This is a genomic window from Paraburkholderia sp. BR10141 (assembly GCF_056155635.1).
The window spans coordinates 58,475-73,775 of record NZ_JBMIQH010000026.1 but is presented as its reverse complement, the minus strand read 5'-3'; the positions used below and the strand labels follow the sequence as shown (position 1 = coordinate 73,775).

Sequence of the window (15,301 nt, the reverse complement as noted above, 5' to 3'; positions counted from 1 at the left end):
ACCGCGCGGGCCGCGTGCGCGGCGCCAGGCGCGTTCAGGGACCAGGGGCGCTCATGCGCCGCCTGGCCGTCGTCTGTTCATCGAATCGCTTTTTTGCGGGTGGATCAGGCGGCCGCCGGCGGCGGCAGCGTCGCCACGAGCCGGATCGAGGCAGTGAGTTCCTCGAGCTGGAAGTGCGGCCTCAGGAATACCGTCGCGCGGTACGCGCCGGGTTTGCCCGGCACATCTGTCACGTCCACGCGCGCCTCGCGCAGCGGATACTGGGCCTTGATTTCCTGTGGCGCGTTGTCGTTCACGAGCACGTAGTCGGCAATCCACGTGTTGAGATAGGCGCGCACGTTATCGCGCGTCATGAAACTGCCGACCTTGTCGCGCATGATCGCCTTGATGTAGTGCGCAAAGCGCGACGCCGCGAGGATATACGGCAGCATGGCCGAAATGCGCGCGTTCGCCGTGGCCTCGGGCGTGTTGTAGAGCGCCGGCTTGCAGGCAGTCTGGCCGCCGAAGAACACCGCGAGCCCTTCGTTCTTCTTGTGCACGAGTGCAATGAAGCCGAGCGAATCGAGCTCCTTTTCGCGGCGGTCGGTGATCGCCACTTCCGTGGGGCACTTCATGGCTTTGTCGCCCGAAGCCGTCTGAAAGATATGGTCCGGCAGGCGCTCGACCGCGCCGCCGCCTTCCACGCCGCGAATCGCGGCGCACCAGCTGTACTGCGCGAACGCGTTGGTGATCCGTTGCGCGAGGGCATAGGCGGAGTTGCCCCACAGGTACTTCGAGTGGTCGGTGCCGTCGACATCTTCGAAGAAGTTCATGCCCTCCACCGGATTGCTGTCCGGATGATAAGGACGCCGCATCAGGATGTGCGGGAGCGTGAGCGCAACATAGCGCGAGTCTTCGCTCTTGCGGAATTCGCGCCAGCGGGCCATGTCGATCGTCTCGAAGACCTTCGAGAGATCGCGCGGCACGCCCAGCTCCGTGAAGCTCGACATGTCGAACAGCTGCGGGTGTGCCGCTGAAATGAACGGCGCGTGCGCGGCAGCGGCCACGGAGGCGAGCTTTTCGAGCAGGCTCACGTCAGGCGTCTGGCGCGTGAAGTAGTAGTCGCCCACCAGCACGCTGAAAGGAAAACCGCCGAACGTGCCATATTCCTCTTCGTAGATCTTCTTGAAGAGCGCGCTCGTGTCGACGTCGATGGCCTTCTCGAGATCGTTTTGCAGGTCTTTCTTCGAAGCGTTCAACAGGCGCAGTTTCAGGCGCGTGCCCGTTTCGGAGCCCTTCACCAGAAAATGCAGTCCGCGCCACGACGACTCCAGCGCCTGCATGTCGGGGTGATGCAGCACCTCGTTGAGTTGCTCGCTGATCAGCTCGTCGATCTTGCGGATGTGATCGTTGATCATCGCCACCGTGTCGCGGCTGATGGTCATGTTCTTGTCGAGCACCTGCAGCGCGAACTCGGCGAGTAGTTCGCGCGCGTGCTGCTGCTGCTCCTCGTATTGCGCCATGCGTCCTTCGTGCACGATGCGGTCGAGCAGCGTGACCGTACCCGCCTGCGCGGTCGCGGCGGCCTGTATATCGGACATGATTGTCTCCTCGCGTTGGGCTTAGCTGGCCGGCGTGTCACTGGAAGGGCTGGCGGGTGCAGCGGCGTCGCCCGCGGGCGGCGGCAGCTGCGCAGTCGGCGTGTCCAGCGGGTGGGCCGAGCGGATTTCGCTCAACCCCTTCGGGTCATGGACCACTTCCTGGAGCAGCTTGTCCAGTTCGTCGTTGCCGTCGAGCTTGGTGAGGAGGTCGCGCAGGCGCAGCCGCGCGTCGTAGAGCTGTTTGAGCGGGCCGATCTGCTGGACGATGCTCACAGGATCGAAGTCGTCGATATGCTCGAACTTCAGCTCGACGTTGATCTTGCTGCTGTCGGCAGCGAGCGTATTGTCGACCTGCAGCGTCACGCGCGGCCCGATCGACTTCATCACGTCGTTGAAATTGTCGCGGTCGATGTCGACGAAGCGGCGCTCCGTCATTTTCGGCAACGGCTCGACAGGCTTGCCGGACAAGTCGGCAAGGATGCCCACGACGAGCGGCAGTTCACGCTTTTCGATGGCATTGCCCGTTTCGACGTCGTACGTGATCTGGACACGCGGCGGTCGGTTCCGTTCGAACCAGTGCTGGGTACTGTCGGCCATGGTCACCTCGGTGGCGGTCGTTCTTCTATTGCATTGTGTAACGGGAGAGATGCACGTTTGTCGTCAATCTGGCCTTTTCATGATGCGTTTTCTTTAAGACGACAATGCCCCGCAAAACGTAATTAAACGATTGCCAGGTGTATTCCCGGTCCTTCAGAAAAAGCACAGCTAAAGCATGCCCCGGATTCGTCAGACGAGAGCATTCACGGCGTCAAGCGTTCGCGCTGCGTGCGGCTTAACCTTGTCCTTCGTCGCGCACGTCGTGAAGATAGACGGTCACGACTGTAGGACAGTAAACGCGGAATTTCAAAGTATATTTACGGCGCATAGACTCATTTCCTTTCAAGTTTATTTGCGCATTGTTTTTGAATTGATCGATTAGAAAATCGTTATTGCAATTTTGCGTGGGGCGCTTGTAGACTACGCGCGAAACAGCTTGCGCTGCAGAACATGCGCCTTGATTAGAAATACGAACTAGCATGAGCTATCCTGCGCGCGGGCAGGAGGCATCGCGGACAAGAGGCGACGCACACAATGGGGATTGCGCAGTGATCACCACGTTATTCGCCGGCGCGTCGCGCGCCGCGAAGCCGTGCGGCTGGCGTGCCGCCGCGCTGGCGTTCGCGCTCGCGCAGGTGCTTGCGGCGTGTTCGTCGCTGCCCAAGGTACAGGTAGATACCCTGGCCATTGCCGTCTCCACTCAGGCGAATCAGGACACGCCCATTGCCGTGGACGCCGTGCTCGTGCGCAATCAGCAACTGCTCGACGCGTTGCTCGGCCTGCCTTCGGCGAAGTGGTTCGCGCAGCGCGATCAATGGCGCCGCGATCATCCCGAAGACATCACGGTCGTGTCGTTCGAAGTCGTGCCGGGTCAACAGATCGCGGCGGCGCCGTTTCCGTTTGGCGGCAAGCGGGGCGCAGGCGTCGTGGTGTTCGCCGACTACCAGACACCGGGCGCGCACCGCGTGAGGCTCGATACGGGGCCCGCTCACGCGCTGCTGCTGCTCGGCGACCAGGATCTGAGCGTGCAGGCCGCACATTGAGCAGCCAAACGGTGTGACGCAACGGTGTCATGTAGTGGCGCGGCGACACTGAACGACGAAACGCTTAGCAATAGAAAGCAAACACATCATGCGAACTTCGTTTCCCGATCCGGTCTGCTGGTTCGACGGCATGCCCTTGCTGCCGCAACATTTCCAGACCCAGGCGCTGCACGCGGCGGGGCACGCCGCCTTGCTCGCCGGCGCCGCGCGCGCGCATTACTGGGGCGTGCTCTCTCTGGAGCACGACGCCGCGGGGCTCGCCCAGGGGCTCGTGCGCATCAGCGCGCTCGAGGCGATTCTGGCCGACGGCCTCGCCATTCGCCACACGCCGCACGATCCCGTGCTGGAGATCGACGTAAGCCACGCGTTCAGCGCGCCGGACGAGGAAGTCACGATCTATCTCGCGGTACCACCGCTGTATCGCGGCGGGCAGCTCGACCCGCTGGCCGGGCGCTACACCCAGCGCGAGAGTCCGGATGTTCCCGATCTTGTCTCGGGTGGCGAGCCGGCTTCGATCACGACGTGGACGCCGCGGCTGCATCTCATGACGGATCTCGGCCGTCACGAATTCGACCGCCTGCCGCTCATGCGCGTGAGGCAGCAGGGCGGCGGCGTGGCCATTGCGGACTACGCGCCGCCTTGTCCGTTCGTGCGCGCCGACTCGGTGCTCGGGCAACGCGTCATGCAGCTGCTGCTGCGCGTGCGCGAAAAGTGCGTGTTCCTGGCCGGACGTCTGCAGGCCGCGCAACGCGCGGAAGAGCGCGACGATTCGGCCCAGATCGAGCGCCAGCTTTGCGCGCTCTGGAGCCGCCTGCCCGAAGTGGAGGCGACGCTCGTCACCGGCATCGCGCATCCCGCCGAACTGTATCGCGCCGTTGCGGGCATGACAGGCGCGCTCGCGGCGCTGCGTCCCGCGCGCGGCGTGCCCGCCTTCGCGACGTTCGATTACATGGCGCTGCTCGCGTCGTTCGAGCCGCTGCTCGCGTGGGCGGACGAAGCGCTCGCGACAATCCGCCAGGGGTATCGCGTACGCGCGTTCACCGAGGAAGGCGGCAGTTTCTGGATTGCGCCGCCGTTCGAAAGTGGCCGCAACGTGGCGCGCGAACTCGTGATCGGTTTGCGCATGCCGCCCGACGCGGGCGAGCACGACGCGAGCGTGTGGCTCGATCATGCCGTCGTCGCGTCGCGGCCCTACGTGCCCACGCTCGCGCGCCAACGCATGCGCGGCCTCGCGCGCCGGCGGCTCGCGCGCGAGGAGCGCGCGGCCTACGCGACGGGCGACGACACGACGCTCTTCGCGGTGGCCATGGAGGATGCGTGGTTCGACCGCGCGCAGCCGTTGTGCATCGAAATCCGTACGACCGTACCGGGCCGCGCGCCCTGGGCGGTGCAACTCTTCACGCCCACGGGCGACGCCGCCGACGACGCACGCCAGGGGGGAGCCGATCATGCTTGATGCCAGCGACCCGACCGACGAGCGCCTGCCGCTCATGCGCGCGTTCGTCGTGGCGTTCGCGTTTGCGGAGAACGCGCGCTTGCGCGCGGTTGCGCAGGCGGCGAATGCAGCCAGCGCCGCGAATGCCGCGAGCGCAGAGACGCCCGCCGATCCCCAGCGCGATGCCGACGCGCTCGCCACGCAACTGCAGTCCGCCACACGCAAGCTCGCGCGCGATGCGATGGCCTGGACCGGCGCGGCGGCCGAAGCGGACATCGCCGCCGCGCAGTACGCCTATGTCGCGCTGCTCGACGAATTGCTGCTGTTTTCGGCGTGGAATGGCGCGAGCGCATGGGAAACGCATCCGCTCGAAGCGCGCATTTTCGGCACGCGTGCGGCGGGCGAGCGCATTCCGGCCGCCATCGAAACCTTGCTTGCGCAGCGCGATCCGGCGCAGCGCGATCTCGCCAACGTCTATCTCGCCTGCCTCACGCTAGGCTTTCGTGGCCGCCTGCGCGGCGAGGCGGGCGCCTTGCGTCACGACCAGTTGCGCCACGCGCTGTTCGCGTTCGCCATGCAACGCGACCCCGAGCCCGACCGGCTTGGCGCGCCGCTCGAACGCGCCGCGCTGGCGCCGCGCGAAACCCGTCCGCTCACGCAGATGTTTCCAGACCGCGCACGGCTCGCGCTATTCGTGGGCGGCGGATTCGCGGTGCTGCTCGGTATCTCACAGTTGCTGTGGCTCTACGCGACGGCGCCCGTGCGGCCATCGCTCGAACAGTTCGAAACGGTCTCGTTGGCGCAAGGGCGTCCGGCGCAGGCGAGCCATACGAGTACCACGGGCATGGTGCTGCCGCGCGCACGGACGGTGCGCAGGCTGCGTCCGGCGGTTCCGCCAGGCGACGTTCAGGCTGCCATGCCGCAAAGTCAGGACATGCCCGCGGCGGCTACGGTCTCCATGACGCCGCCCGCCACGCTCGCACTCGCCGCACGGCGCATCGTCACGGTGAGCGCGCAGAACGCCGACGAAGGCAGCGAAGACAGCGAAGACAGCCCGGACGCCACGCCACGCGGAGCACGGCCATGACGACCACACTCGTAGTCGTCCTGATCGTCCTCATCGCGCTGTTGATCGCGGGGCTCGCGGCCGTGCTCGTCGTGCGCTGGCTGCGCGGGCGCGACGAACGCAGGCCGCTGCGCAACTTCTCCGCGATGATGCGCACGGCGCACAACGCGATGGGCGTGCACGATCCATACTCGGTGCCGCGCGTGCTGGCCACGGGCGCACCGGCGGCGCTCGACGCGCTGGCGCTCAGCTGGCGCCTCACGCCCGTTGGCGAGCCGGCGTGGTTCGGCAGGCTTTGGCACGACGCCGAAGGCATTCTGATCGCAGAGCCAGGCGAGTCGCTCGGTGCGCGTGCGGCCGCCGAACGCCGGCGCGGCTCGACCGGCGGGCGCTTGCTGCGCGGTCTGCTGCGCAACCGGCCGGGCCGGCCGCTCGACGCGCTCGTGTGGGTGATCGCGCTCGATACGCTCATCGACGAAAACGGGACCGCGCGCGCGGACACCGACGCGGCGCTCGAAGCCTCGCGCACGGTGCTCGCGCTGCAGCGTCAACTGGGCCAGATGCTGCCGCTCTACGTGGTGGTGACGGGCTGCGACGCGCTGCCGGGCTTCGATGCGCTCGCGGCCAGGCTGCGCCGCGAACGCATCGAAACGCCGCTGGGCTGGGCCTCGCCGTATGCGCCGCGGCGCGCCTTCGAAGCCGCGTGGGTGGACGAAGCCTTCGCCGACATGAGCCGCGCGCTCGCGGCGACGGTCACCGAAATGGGCACGCTCGACGGCGCGCTGGACGGCGACGTCTTCCTGTTGCCGCAGCGCATCGACACCCTGCGCGAGCCGTTGCGCGAGCACATCGAGCCCACCTTGCGCGGCGCAGCCGACGGCACCGCGCCGCTCCTGCGCGGCATCTGGTGCGTGGGTGCGATGCCGCAGGCGCAGGAGCGCGAGGAGCCCGCCATCACGAACGCGGCGCGCAGAGAGGCGCGCGCCGCGGCGGCGCCGGCCTTCGCGTCGCGCCTGTGGCACGACTTGCTGATGCCGGGGCAGGGGCTCGCGCTCGCCATTCCGCGCGTGCTGGCGCTGCGCATGCGTCGCTACCGTGTCGCCACGTTCGCAGCGATCGCGTTGGGCGTGTGCTGGTGCGTGGGCCTGGGCGTCGCCACCTGGCACGTGCGCAGCGACGCACGCTTGCTCGCGAGCAGTTACGACGCGCTCGCGCTCGCCAGCGTCGCCTGGCACGAAACGGGCACGAGCAGCAGCGAAACGGCGGCGGCGAACGCGCTGGGCAGCGCGGCGAACGCCTTCGTCAAGGTGCCGCGCTGGCAGCTCGCCACGCCGTTCATGCCGCTGTCGTATTTCGGCCTGTACCGCCGGCTCGACGACGCGCAATACCACGTGCTGAGCGGGCTCGTGTTCTCGCCGCTGCGCGCGCGGCTCGTCAGCCGTCTCGCAGAACTGAACTGCGACGGCGCCAACGAGTCGGGCGACAACGCGAGCCTCGTGGCCGCCGCGCGGCGTCCCCAGGACCTGCCCGAGTACACGCAGGGCACACGGCTCGTCACGAACGCGGCGCAGACCGAGCGGCTGATCACGAACTACAACGAACTAGTGGAACGCGATTCGGGCAACACCGTGATGCTCGCTCAACTCATGCGCGGTGCGGTGGGCGTGAGCTTTTCCCCCGATCATGTGGCCGACCGTGCGGGGCTGGACGACGCCATACGTGCGACTGCAGTGGAAGGCGGCGAACTGTCGTTCGACGGCACCGAGGCGCGCGCCGCGCACGCACGGGCGAGCGTGTGCTTCGAGGAGACCTTCGATCGCTGGTTCGACGACATCTATCAGGACTCCTCGCTCACGACGAACGCCGCGCAAATCCAGGCCATGCTCGCCGATCTCAAGGCGCCCGGCGCCGTGCCGACCACCGCCTCGCTCTCCGAACTGGCCACGCGCATCGACACGCTCGCAACCCAGGTCGACACCGCGGACCACGGCTGGGCGGGCACACATGGCCAGGAACTCGTGCCGGGGCTCACGGCGACCTTCGACACGGCAAAGGGGCTGCGCCTGATCGGCGCGACGCCGGTGGCGAGCGTGCTGGAGCACGAACAGAGCGAACAAAGCGCGTTCGCGGCGCGCTGGCTCGCGAGCGGCAACCTGCCTGGCGTGCTGGCCTCCAATCCCACCACAGGGCTGCAACTGGCGCCGGACCTGCTGCCGCTGCGCGACGCGTTGCGCACGCTGCTCGGCCAGTCGTTCGTCGCGGGCGAAGGCAGCGCGACGGCCGAAATTCGCGGCGTGGATGCCGGCTCGGCGCAGCGCGCGCTGGCGATCCTGCCCGCCTACAAGCAATACTCCGCAGGGCTTCTTGCGCAGGCGCCCGAAGCGTGGCGCGGCGCGCTGCTCGCCGCGGCGGGCAATGCGACCGTGCACAGCATGGTGGCCGCACTGTCGGCACCCGTTGCAACAGCGGCAACATCGGGCGGCGGCGCGCGCAACGTCGCCTACGCGCCGCAGACGCAGGGCGCGTCCTTCGACATGCTGCGCAAGAATGCGACCGATCTCGTGGAAGCGTTCGACTCGCTCGGCCGCGCCGATCTCGCGCAAGCCGTCGCCCTGCGCGTGAGCGATGCCGCGCTCGATGTGCTGCGCTCGACCGATGTCCAGTTGCAATCGCTCGAACCGTTCCGCCCGCTGCGCGGCGACTTCTCGGCGTGGAACGGCAACGCCGGCGGGTCGATGCGCGCATTCGGCGCCGCTACGCCCGAAGCGCTGCAAACCTACCTTGCCGCGCAGTCGAGTGCGGTGGCGGACACGGCCACGTTAGCGTCGAGCGCGCTCGACTGGCTGACCACGCAGAATCCGCCGCTCTCCGCTGCGGACGCTCGGCTCGTGGCGCGCTGGAAGGCGCTCTTCGCGGACCTCGCGCAATACCGCGCGCGCAGCCCGGCGAGCGCACTGGTGGCGGTGCCGTCGATCATCTCCAACCAGCTCGACAAGATGGACCTCGACACCTGCAGCGCTTCGCTCGCGCAGGTGGACGTGCCGGGCTCGGGCGATATCGTTGCGAGCGCGGGCATGCGGCTCGTCTCGTCGGCGCGCGAACGCTGCTACCGGCTGCAGATCGGCACCGGCGGGGAGGCCTACGAACAGTTGCGCAACTATTTTGCGCGCTACCTGGCCGGCCGCTTCCCGTTCTCAGCGGATGCAAACGCCCAGGCCGCCGACCTGCGCCAGACGGCGGCCTTCGTGGCGCTGCTCGACGCGAAGCTCGCGGATGCGCAACGCGGCATGAGCGCCGCGGTGGCGAGCGGCGGCCCGCAAGCGGGCGCGCAGCAGTTTCTGGCGAAGCTCGCGCGCGCTAAGCCCTGGCTCGACGCGCTGGTGGCGCGCGGCGCTGACGGGGCGCTCGTGGGTGTGGACGTGGCGGTGGATTGGCGTATCGATCGCGCCGACGAAGCCGGTGCGGACCAGGTCATCCAGTGGTCGCTCGCGAGCGGCAGCCAGACGCTCGCCTGGCCCGCCGCGGCGGGAACGCCGCTGCGCTGGGCGCCGGGCCAGCCCGCCGCGCTGAGCCTGCGCTGGGCGAAAGACGGCCCGTGGCGGCCCATGCAGGACGCGTCGCAGCCGACGCTCTCGGTCGACAGCGAAGCGGCCACATGGGCGGCAAACGACACGTGGTCGCTATTGCGCCTCGTGCGCCTGCATGCGGTGCCGGACGACGGCGTCGATACCGGCACGGGCGCGGGCAACGCGCCTATGGTGCTGAGCGTGCCGGTGCGCGACCGCAACGGCGGCACGCAAACGGCGCGCATGTTCATGCGTGTGGGCATGACGGGCGCGTCGAAAACGGCGCTCGCGTGGCCTGACCTGCCGTATGCGGCGCCGGGCTACAGCGCATACGGCAGCCCAGCGTTCACCTATGGACCGTATCCGTCGAGCACACAAGCGGGGCGCGGATGAACCCGGCATTCGACATCGAAGCACTCGTTCAACCGATACCGGGGGGCGCGCCGGCCGGCGTTTCGCTCCTGCACGACGCCGCCTTCGACGCGATCAAGGCGGCGCGACGCGAGGACGATCCGGCATTGCCTGCGGGCATCTGGCAAACCGCGCTCAAGGTCGCGGACTGGGCCGCCGTGGAAGCGGGCTGCGAGGACCTCCTCGCTCGCCGTAGCAAGGATTTGACGCTCGCTGCATGGCTGGGCGAGAGCTGGCTGCATCGATACGGATGTGTTGCCTTGCCGGATTGCTTCGTCTTGCTGAGTGAATTGTGTGTGCGCTATTGGGACGACATTCATCCGTTGCCGCGCGATGGCGATTTGGGCTTTCGGGCCGCGCCGCTCGCCTGGGTGGCCCAGCAGTTTCCGACCTTGCTGGGTGGGCGGGTCGCGTTGTGCGCGGGGCCGGATGGATCTGCGCTGACGCTTGCGCGCTGGCAGGGTGCGCAGCGCGATGCGGTGGCGGTGAAGGACCGCAAAGACGTGCCGGCCGCGAAGCGCGAGGAGGCTGCACGCGTGGCGCAGGCGTTGGCTCAGGCTGCGCATGCGGCGGAGCCTGCCGCGTTGCGCGATCAGTTGCAGGCGCTGCGCGCGGCGCGTGGGCCTATTGCGAGACTCGATGCGTGGTGCACCGAGCGGCTCGGCGCGGAGGCGCCGTCGTTCGGGGTGCTGCTGGAAACGCTGGAACGCATGGAGAGCGTCTTGCGCGACTGGCTCACGACGCATCCCGAGTGGGAGGACGTACCAATGGTTGACGTTGCAACGATTCAGGAGAATGCGGTGGTCGAGCCTGCAATGATTCAGGTTGCTGCGGCTGTAGGGGTGCCGGAGCCGGCTGTGCCGAGGAGACTGGATGCGCCGCAGTCGCGTGATGAGGCGTATCGGTTGCTCGCTATCGTGGCGGACTATCTCATGCGCTATGAGCCGCATAGTCCTGTGCCTTATATGCTCAAGCGGGCGCTTGATTGGGGCGGGAAACCGTTGCCCGAGTTGCTCGCCGAGTTGATGGCCGGTGAGCGTGGCAGGGCGCTGGGGGCGGCGCTTGGGTTGTTGCCAGAGAGTGGACAAACGCAGTAGGCGAGGCGTGTACCCGATTCATGATTGGAGATGACCGAAATGTCCAAATATGCTGCGCAGATCATCATCAATGTCCTGTCTGGTAACAACGACGGCACCATTCTGAACGGAACCCAATCGATCGTGGCCAAGGGCGTTAGCCAAGGGGTGCCGACTTACGTCTTTACGGCAAACACGGATAGCCCGCAGGCGGTGTCCCAGGCGGCGGCTAACCTGATGCAGCCGTGGCGCCTCTATATACGCGGTCACGGATCCGTTTCGAGGCAAACGCTGGGCGGGGTGGACGCTGCGCTGTTAGCCCAGTACCTTTCGCACTGCGGGCTGGCCGGCAACTTGCCGGCCATCGTTTCGGTCACGGCTTGCAGGCTGGCATTGGGAAAGGATCAGGCGAAGGACCAGATTCCGTACGTTGCCTCCGGAAACAGCTACGTTGGCGACCTGCACCGGATTCTCGGTCAAACACACGGAATCTACGTGAGCGCGAGCGGACGCACGATGAACAATGCGGTGATCAATCAGGGGGCGCGCATCGGAAGGAAACTCACGAAGAATCCGGTCACAAACCAGCGGCACCACAATCAGCTCTTTTCCAAGGTCGTCTTCTATTGGGACGAGCAACGCGCGCAGCGCTTCGGATTTGCACGCACGGAAATGGATATCGACGAAGACGCGGACTATATGGATATCGATGAGGACATGATGGACATAGGCTAGGGCCGCCAGGCCTCGCCCTCAGGGAAGGTGTGCTTCTCGAGTGAGTCCAGCTTCATTTCGATGCTATACCCAGGCTTCTGAGGCGGAATATAACGCCCATTCCGAATCACAACAGGATCAACAAAATGCTCATGCAAATGATCGACATACTCGAGCACGCGCTTCTCCAGCGAACCCGAAACACACAAGTAATCGAACAGTGAAATATGCTGCACATACTCACACAGCCCAACGCCGCCCGCATGCGGGCAAACAGGCACACCGAACTTCGCCGCCATCAGCAAAACGACGATGACTTCGTTAAGTCCACCTAACCGACAAGCATCCACCTGACAAAAATCGATCGCCTGCGCCTGCAACAGCTGCTTGAACATCACGCGATTGTGACAGTGTTCACCCGTGGCAACCCCAATCGACCCCAAACGCCGGCGAATCTCCGCATGGCCGAGAATATCGTCGGGGCTCGTCGGCTCCTCGATCCACCACGGATCGAATTCCGCGAGCCGCCGCATGTTCGCCACCGCTTCGTCCACGTCCCACACCTGGTTGGCGTCCATCATCAGCTTCAGATTTTCGCCGATCTCCTCGCGCAGAATGCGCGCGCGCCGCACGTCTTCGTCGAGATTGCCGCCCACTTTCTGCTTGAAATGCGTCCAGCCAAGCGCGACGCCTTCCCGTGCGAGGCGCCGGATCTTGTCGTCGTCGTAGCCCAGCCAGCCGGCCGAAGTCGTATAGGCGGGGTAGCCCTGCGCGAGCATTTCCACTTCGCGCGCGCCCTTGGTCTTCGCGTGGCGATGCAGAATGGCCAACGCTTCGTAAGGCGTAATCGCATCGGTCACGTAGCGAAAATCCAGGCAGCGTACGAGTTCCTCCGGACTCATGTCCGCGAGCAGTTTCCATACGGGCTTGCCAACCGATTTGGCCCACAGGTCCCATACCGCATTGACGACTGCCGCCGTTGCCAGATGAATCGCGCCCTTGTCAGGGCCGATCCAACGTAGTTGGCTATCCGAAGTAAATGCGCGCCAGAATGCGCCCATGTTCGCCGTAATGTCTTCGAGCCGCTTGCCGACGATGAGCGGCGCCAGCGCGTTGACCGCCGTCACGCAGATTTCATTACCGCGCCCGATCGTGAACGTGAGCCCGTGCCCTGTGAATCTGTCTGGAGAATCGGTTTCGAGCGTGACGTAAGTGGCGGAGTAGTCCGGCGCGGCATTCATGGCGTCGGAACCGTCGAGCGAACGCGAAGTGGGAAAGCGGATGTCGCGAACGGATAGCTTGCTGATCGTAGTCATTCGAACTCCCCGGTGAAGGGACGGCTTTCGGTAGGGGAAAACCAGACGTTTGCACGCGTTGACAACGCTGAATCTGCTACCTAGCATGCTAGCATGTCTTCTTAAAATCAAGCGTGCCGTGAACTCTTCATCCGAAATGGCGAGTGTTGGCGATCCTTATGTCGCACTGCAAAAGATTAGAGGCGGCGAGCGCGGCAGCCTGACCGATGCAGTCGAGCACGCACTGAGAGAAGCGATTGTGACGCTCGCGCTGGAACCCGGGATGATGATCGACAAGACGGCGGTCTGCGAACGCATGGGCGTGTCGCGCTTTCCGGTTTCCGCCGCGCTGGCGAAGCTCGCGCATGCGGGTCTCGTCGAGGTTTTGCCGCAGCGCGGCACGCGCGTCAAACCGATCGCGCTCGACGATATTCGCCAGCATCTGTTCATTCGCAGCGCGCTCGAAGTCGAAACGGTGCGCGGAGTCGCGCGCATGAAGGACCGTGCCACGATCGACGCACTGGCAGCCAATCTCGATGAGCAGCGCAAGATTGCCGGTAATGGCCAGCGTCTCGAGTTTCATGAGCTCGATCTGGCGTTTCATGAAATCCTGTTAGACGCGGTGAACCTGCCGCGCGTGAAAGAGATCGTCGCGGTGTCGCGCAACGCGCTGGACCGCGCGAGGCAACTGCTGGCGAGTCCCGAGCGTCTCGTGCACACGCTCGAGGAGCACGAACGGATTTTCGAAGCCATTCGCGCCGGCCGTGCCGACGCAGCGGCCAAAGCAATGCACGACCATCTCGATCAGGTCATCGAGGAATTGCGCCGGTCCGCGAAAGAACGGCCAGATCTCTTTGCACCTTGAGCGCTTTGGTCGTACGTCGAGCAATGCCCATCCTTCAACCCCCTTTGTGCAGCGCTGCAAGCCACGCCGCGCACGCAATCAAGAGGCCCCGGTAATGTGTCTGGCTTTTCTTCGCGGATCAGCGCCATGACGCCGCTCATCTCCGTCAACAAGCTGAGCAAGAGTTTTCCCGGCGTGAGAGCGCTTCACGAAGTGCAATTCGATCTCATGGCGGGCGAAGTGCACGCGCTGATGGGCGAGAACGGCGCGGGCAAGTCGACCCTGATGAAGATTCTCGCGGGCGTGTATACGCGCGACTCGGGCGACATTCTCTACGATGGCCAGCCCATAGCGTTCGCGAGTCCGGGCGAGGCCCAGGCCGTGGGCGTCGGCATCATTCATCAGGAACTCCAGCTGATGAATCATTTGACCGTCGCGCAGAACATGTTCATCGGCCGCGAACCGCGCGGGCGCCTCGGGCTCTTTCTCGACGAAGATAAGCTCAATGCGCAGGCGCGCGAGATTCTCGCCCGCATGCACGTGCACCTCGATCCGCGCACCGTGGTCGGCTCGCTCACGGTGGCAAGCCAGCAGATGGTCGAAATCGCCAAGGCGCTGTCGTTCGATTCGCGCGTGCTCATCATGGACGAGCCGACTTCCGCGCTCAACGACGCGGAAATCGCCGAGCTTTTCCGCATCATTCGCCAGTTGAAAGAGCGGGGCGTGGGCATTGTCTACATCTCGCACAAGATGGACGAGCTCAAGCAGATCGCCGATCGCGTCACCGTGCTGCGCGATGGCGAGTACGTCGCCACCGTCGCCGCCGCCGATACGAGCGTGCAGGCCATCATCGGCATGATGGTCGGCAGAACACTCGCCGATGTTGCACCGTACCAGGGGCCGGCGCACCAGGGCGAAGTCGCGCTCGACGTGAAGCATCTGAACGCGGGCCCGCTCGTGCGGGATGTGAGCTTCACGTTGCGCAAAGGCGAAATACTGGGCTTTGCGGGACTCATGGGCGCGGGCCGCACTGAGGTCGCGCGCGCCGTGTTCGGCGCGGACCCGGTCGAATCCGGCGACATCTTCGTGAAAGGCGCGAGGGTATCGATCAAAACGCCGAGCGATGCGGTCGCGCACAGCATCGGGTATCTCTCCGAGGACCGCAAGCGCTTTGGTCTCGCGACCGGCATGGACGTCGAATCGAACATCGTGATGTCCAATCTCGGCAAGTTCCTCTCGCTGAACGTGTTTCTGCGTCGCATGCAAATCCGCAAGACGGCGGCGCATTTCATCAGCCTGCTCGCCATCCGCACGCCTTCCGCCACGCAGCCGGTGCGTCTGCTGTCGGGCGGCAACCAGCAGAAGATCGTCATTGCGAAGTGGCTGGAGCGCGACTGCGACGTGCTTTTCTTCGACGAGCCCACGCGCGGCATCGATGTCGGCGCGAAAAGCGAGATCTACAAGCTGTTGCGGGCGCTCGCCGAACAAGGCAAGGCGATCGTGATGATCTCGTCGGAACTTCCGGAAATCCTGCGCATGAGCGACCGGATCGTAGTGATGTGCGAAGGCCGTATCACTGGCGAACTCTCCGCCAGCGAGGCGACCCAGGAGCGCATCATGCATCTCGCGACCCAGCGCGAAACCCTGCAAGCGGCATGAGCCTCAAGAGGTCGA

12 protein-coding genes are annotated in these 15,301 nt (G+C 65.5%); 8 read left to right on the top strand and 4 right to left on the bottom strand.

Annotated features, from left to right (window positions below; all coding sequences use genetic code 11):
• Nucleotides 1-104 precede the first annotated feature (104 nt).
• The 3 genes from tssC to ACOJB8_RS29440 form a co-directional block, all read right to left on the bottom strand.
• Complete coding sequence (tssC, locus tag ACOJB8_RS29450; protein ID WP_069267983.1) at nt 105-1,580, bottom strand: type VI secretion system contractile sheath large subunit; 1,476 nt, start codon at nt 1,578-1,580, stop codon at nt 105-107.
• Nucleotides 1,581-1,601: 21 nt separating this feature from the next.
• Entirely contained in the window at nt 1,602-2,177 is a 576-nt protein-coding gene (tssB, locus tag ACOJB8_RS29445; RefSeq protein ID WP_342946190.1) for a type VI secretion system contractile sheath small subunit, read from the bottom strand.
• A gap of 235 nt (nt 2,178-2,412) precedes the next feature.
• Entirely contained in the window at nt 2,413-2,658 is a 246-nt protein-coding gene (locus ACOJB8_RS29440) for a hypothetical protein (protein ID WP_475015757.1), read from the bottom strand.
• Between the two features lie 67 nt (nt 2,659-2,725).
• On the opposite strand from ACOJB8_RS29440, the gene ACOJB8_RS29435 reads away from it, so the two are divergent.
• From ACOJB8_RS29435 to ACOJB8_RS29410, 6 genes are all read left to right on the top strand, one after another.
• The gene (locus ACOJB8_RS29435; RefSeq protein ID WP_083245548.1) at nt 2,726-3,220 is read left to right on the top strand and encodes a hypothetical protein; all 495 of its coding nucleotides are present in this window, start codon (nt 2,726-2,728) and stop codon (nt 3,218-3,220) included.
• Nucleotides 3,221-3,308: 88 nt separating this feature from the next.
• On the top strand, nt 3,309-4,676 hold the full coding sequence (gene tssK / locus ACOJB8_RS29430) for a type VI secretion system baseplate subunit TssK (RefSeq protein ID WP_475015755.1): 1,368 nt from the start codon (nt 3,309-3,311) through the stop codon (nt 4,674-4,676).
• Entirely contained in the window at nt 4,669-5,742 is a 1,074-nt protein-coding gene (locus ACOJB8_RS29425) for a DotU family type IV/VI secretion system protein (protein ID WP_475015754.1), read from the top strand. Before tssK ends, ACOJB8_RS29425 begins: the two co-directional genes overlap by 8 nt.
• Entirely contained in the window at nt 5,739-9,680 is a 3,942-nt protein-coding gene (locus tag ACOJB8_RS29420; RefSeq protein WP_475015753.1) for a type VI secretion system protein, read from the top strand. The genes ACOJB8_RS29425 and ACOJB8_RS29420 overlap by 4 nt, the downstream gene beginning before the upstream one ends.
• Entirely contained in the window at nt 9,677-10,795 is a 1,119-nt protein-coding gene (tssA, locus tag ACOJB8_RS29415) for a type VI secretion system protein TssA (RefSeq protein WP_342946186.1), read from the top strand. The genes ACOJB8_RS29420 and tssA overlap by 4 nt, the downstream gene beginning before the upstream one ends.
• Nucleotides 10,796-10,825: 30 nt before the next feature.
• A complete protein-coding gene (locus ACOJB8_RS29410) occupies nt 10,826-11,509 on the top strand; it encodes a C80 family cysteine peptidase (RefSeq protein ID WP_475015751.1) in 684 nt (227 codons plus the stop codon).
• On the opposite strand, the gene ACOJB8_RS29405 is transcribed toward ACOJB8_RS29410, so the two are convergent.
• Nucleotides 11,506-12,804: an L-fuconate dehydratase gene (locus ACOJB8_RS29405; protein WP_406954157.1), complete on the bottom strand. Its 1,299-nt coding sequence runs from the start codon at nt 12,802-12,804 to the stop codon at nt 11,506-11,508. The genes ACOJB8_RS29410 and ACOJB8_RS29405 overlap by 4 nt on opposite strands.
• An 85-nt stretch (nt 12,805-12,889) precedes the next feature.
• Here ACOJB8_RS29405 and ACOJB8_RS29400 point away from each other — a divergent pair, with 85 nt between their 5' ends.
• Complete coding sequence (locus ACOJB8_RS29400) at nt 12,890-13,648, top strand: GntR family transcriptional regulator (RefSeq protein WP_368619561.1); 759 nt, start codon at nt 12,890-12,892, stop codon at nt 13,646-13,648.
• A 126-nt stretch (nt 13,649-13,774) separates the two neighbouring features.
• Nucleotides 13,775-15,286 (top strand): sugar ABC transporter ATP-binding protein, encoded by a 1,512-nt coding sequence (locus tag ACOJB8_RS29395; RefSeq protein ID WP_406954156.1) that lies wholly within the window; start codon nt 13,775-13,777, stop codon nt 15,284-15,286.
• Nucleotides 15,287-15,301: the final 15 nt, after the last annotated feature.

Bases quoted from the DNA above. Each gene is read 5' to 3' on its own strand.
- tssC (WP_069267983.1), bottom strand. From the start codon at position 1,580: ATGTCCGATATACAGGCCGCCGCGACCGCGCAGGCGGGTACGGTCACG.
- tssB (WP_342946190.1), bottom strand. From the start codon at position 2,177: ATGGCCGACAGTACCCAGCACTGGTTCGAACGGAACCGACCGCCGCGT.
- ACOJB8_RS29440 (WP_475015757.1), bottom strand. From the start codon at position 2,658: ATGCTAGTTCGTATTTCTAATCAAGGCGCATGTTCTGCAGCGCAAGCT.
- tssK (WP_475015755.1), top strand. From the start codon at position 3,309: ATGCGAACTTCGTTTCCCGATCCGGTCTGCTGGTTCGACGGCATGCCC.
- ACOJB8_RS29425 (WP_475015754.1), top strand. From the start codon at position 4,669: ATGCTTGATGCCAGCGACCCGACCGACGAGCGCCTGCCGCTCATGCGC.
- ACOJB8_RS29420 (WP_475015753.1), top strand. From the start codon at position 5,739: ATGACGACCACACTCGTAGTCGTCCTGATCGTCCTCATCGCGCTGTTG.
- tssA (WP_342946186.1), top strand. From the start codon at position 9,677: ATGAACCCGGCATTCGACATCGAAGCACTCGTTCAACCGATACCGGGG.
- ACOJB8_RS29410 (WP_475015751.1), top strand. From the start codon at position 10,826: ATGACCGAAATGTCCAAATATGCTGCGCAGATCATCATCAATGTCCTG.
- ACOJB8_RS29405 (WP_406954157.1), bottom strand. From the start codon at position 12,804: ATGACTACGATCAGCAAGCTATCCGTTCGCGACATCCGCTTTCCCACT.
- ACOJB8_RS29400 (WP_368619561.1), top strand. From the start codon at position 12,890: ATGCTAGCATGTCTTCTTAAAATCAAGCGTGCCGTGAACTCTTCATCC.
- ACOJB8_RS29395 (WP_406954156.1), top strand. From the start codon at position 13,775: ATGACGCCGCTCATCTCCGTCAACAAGCTGAGCAAGAGTTTTCCCGGC.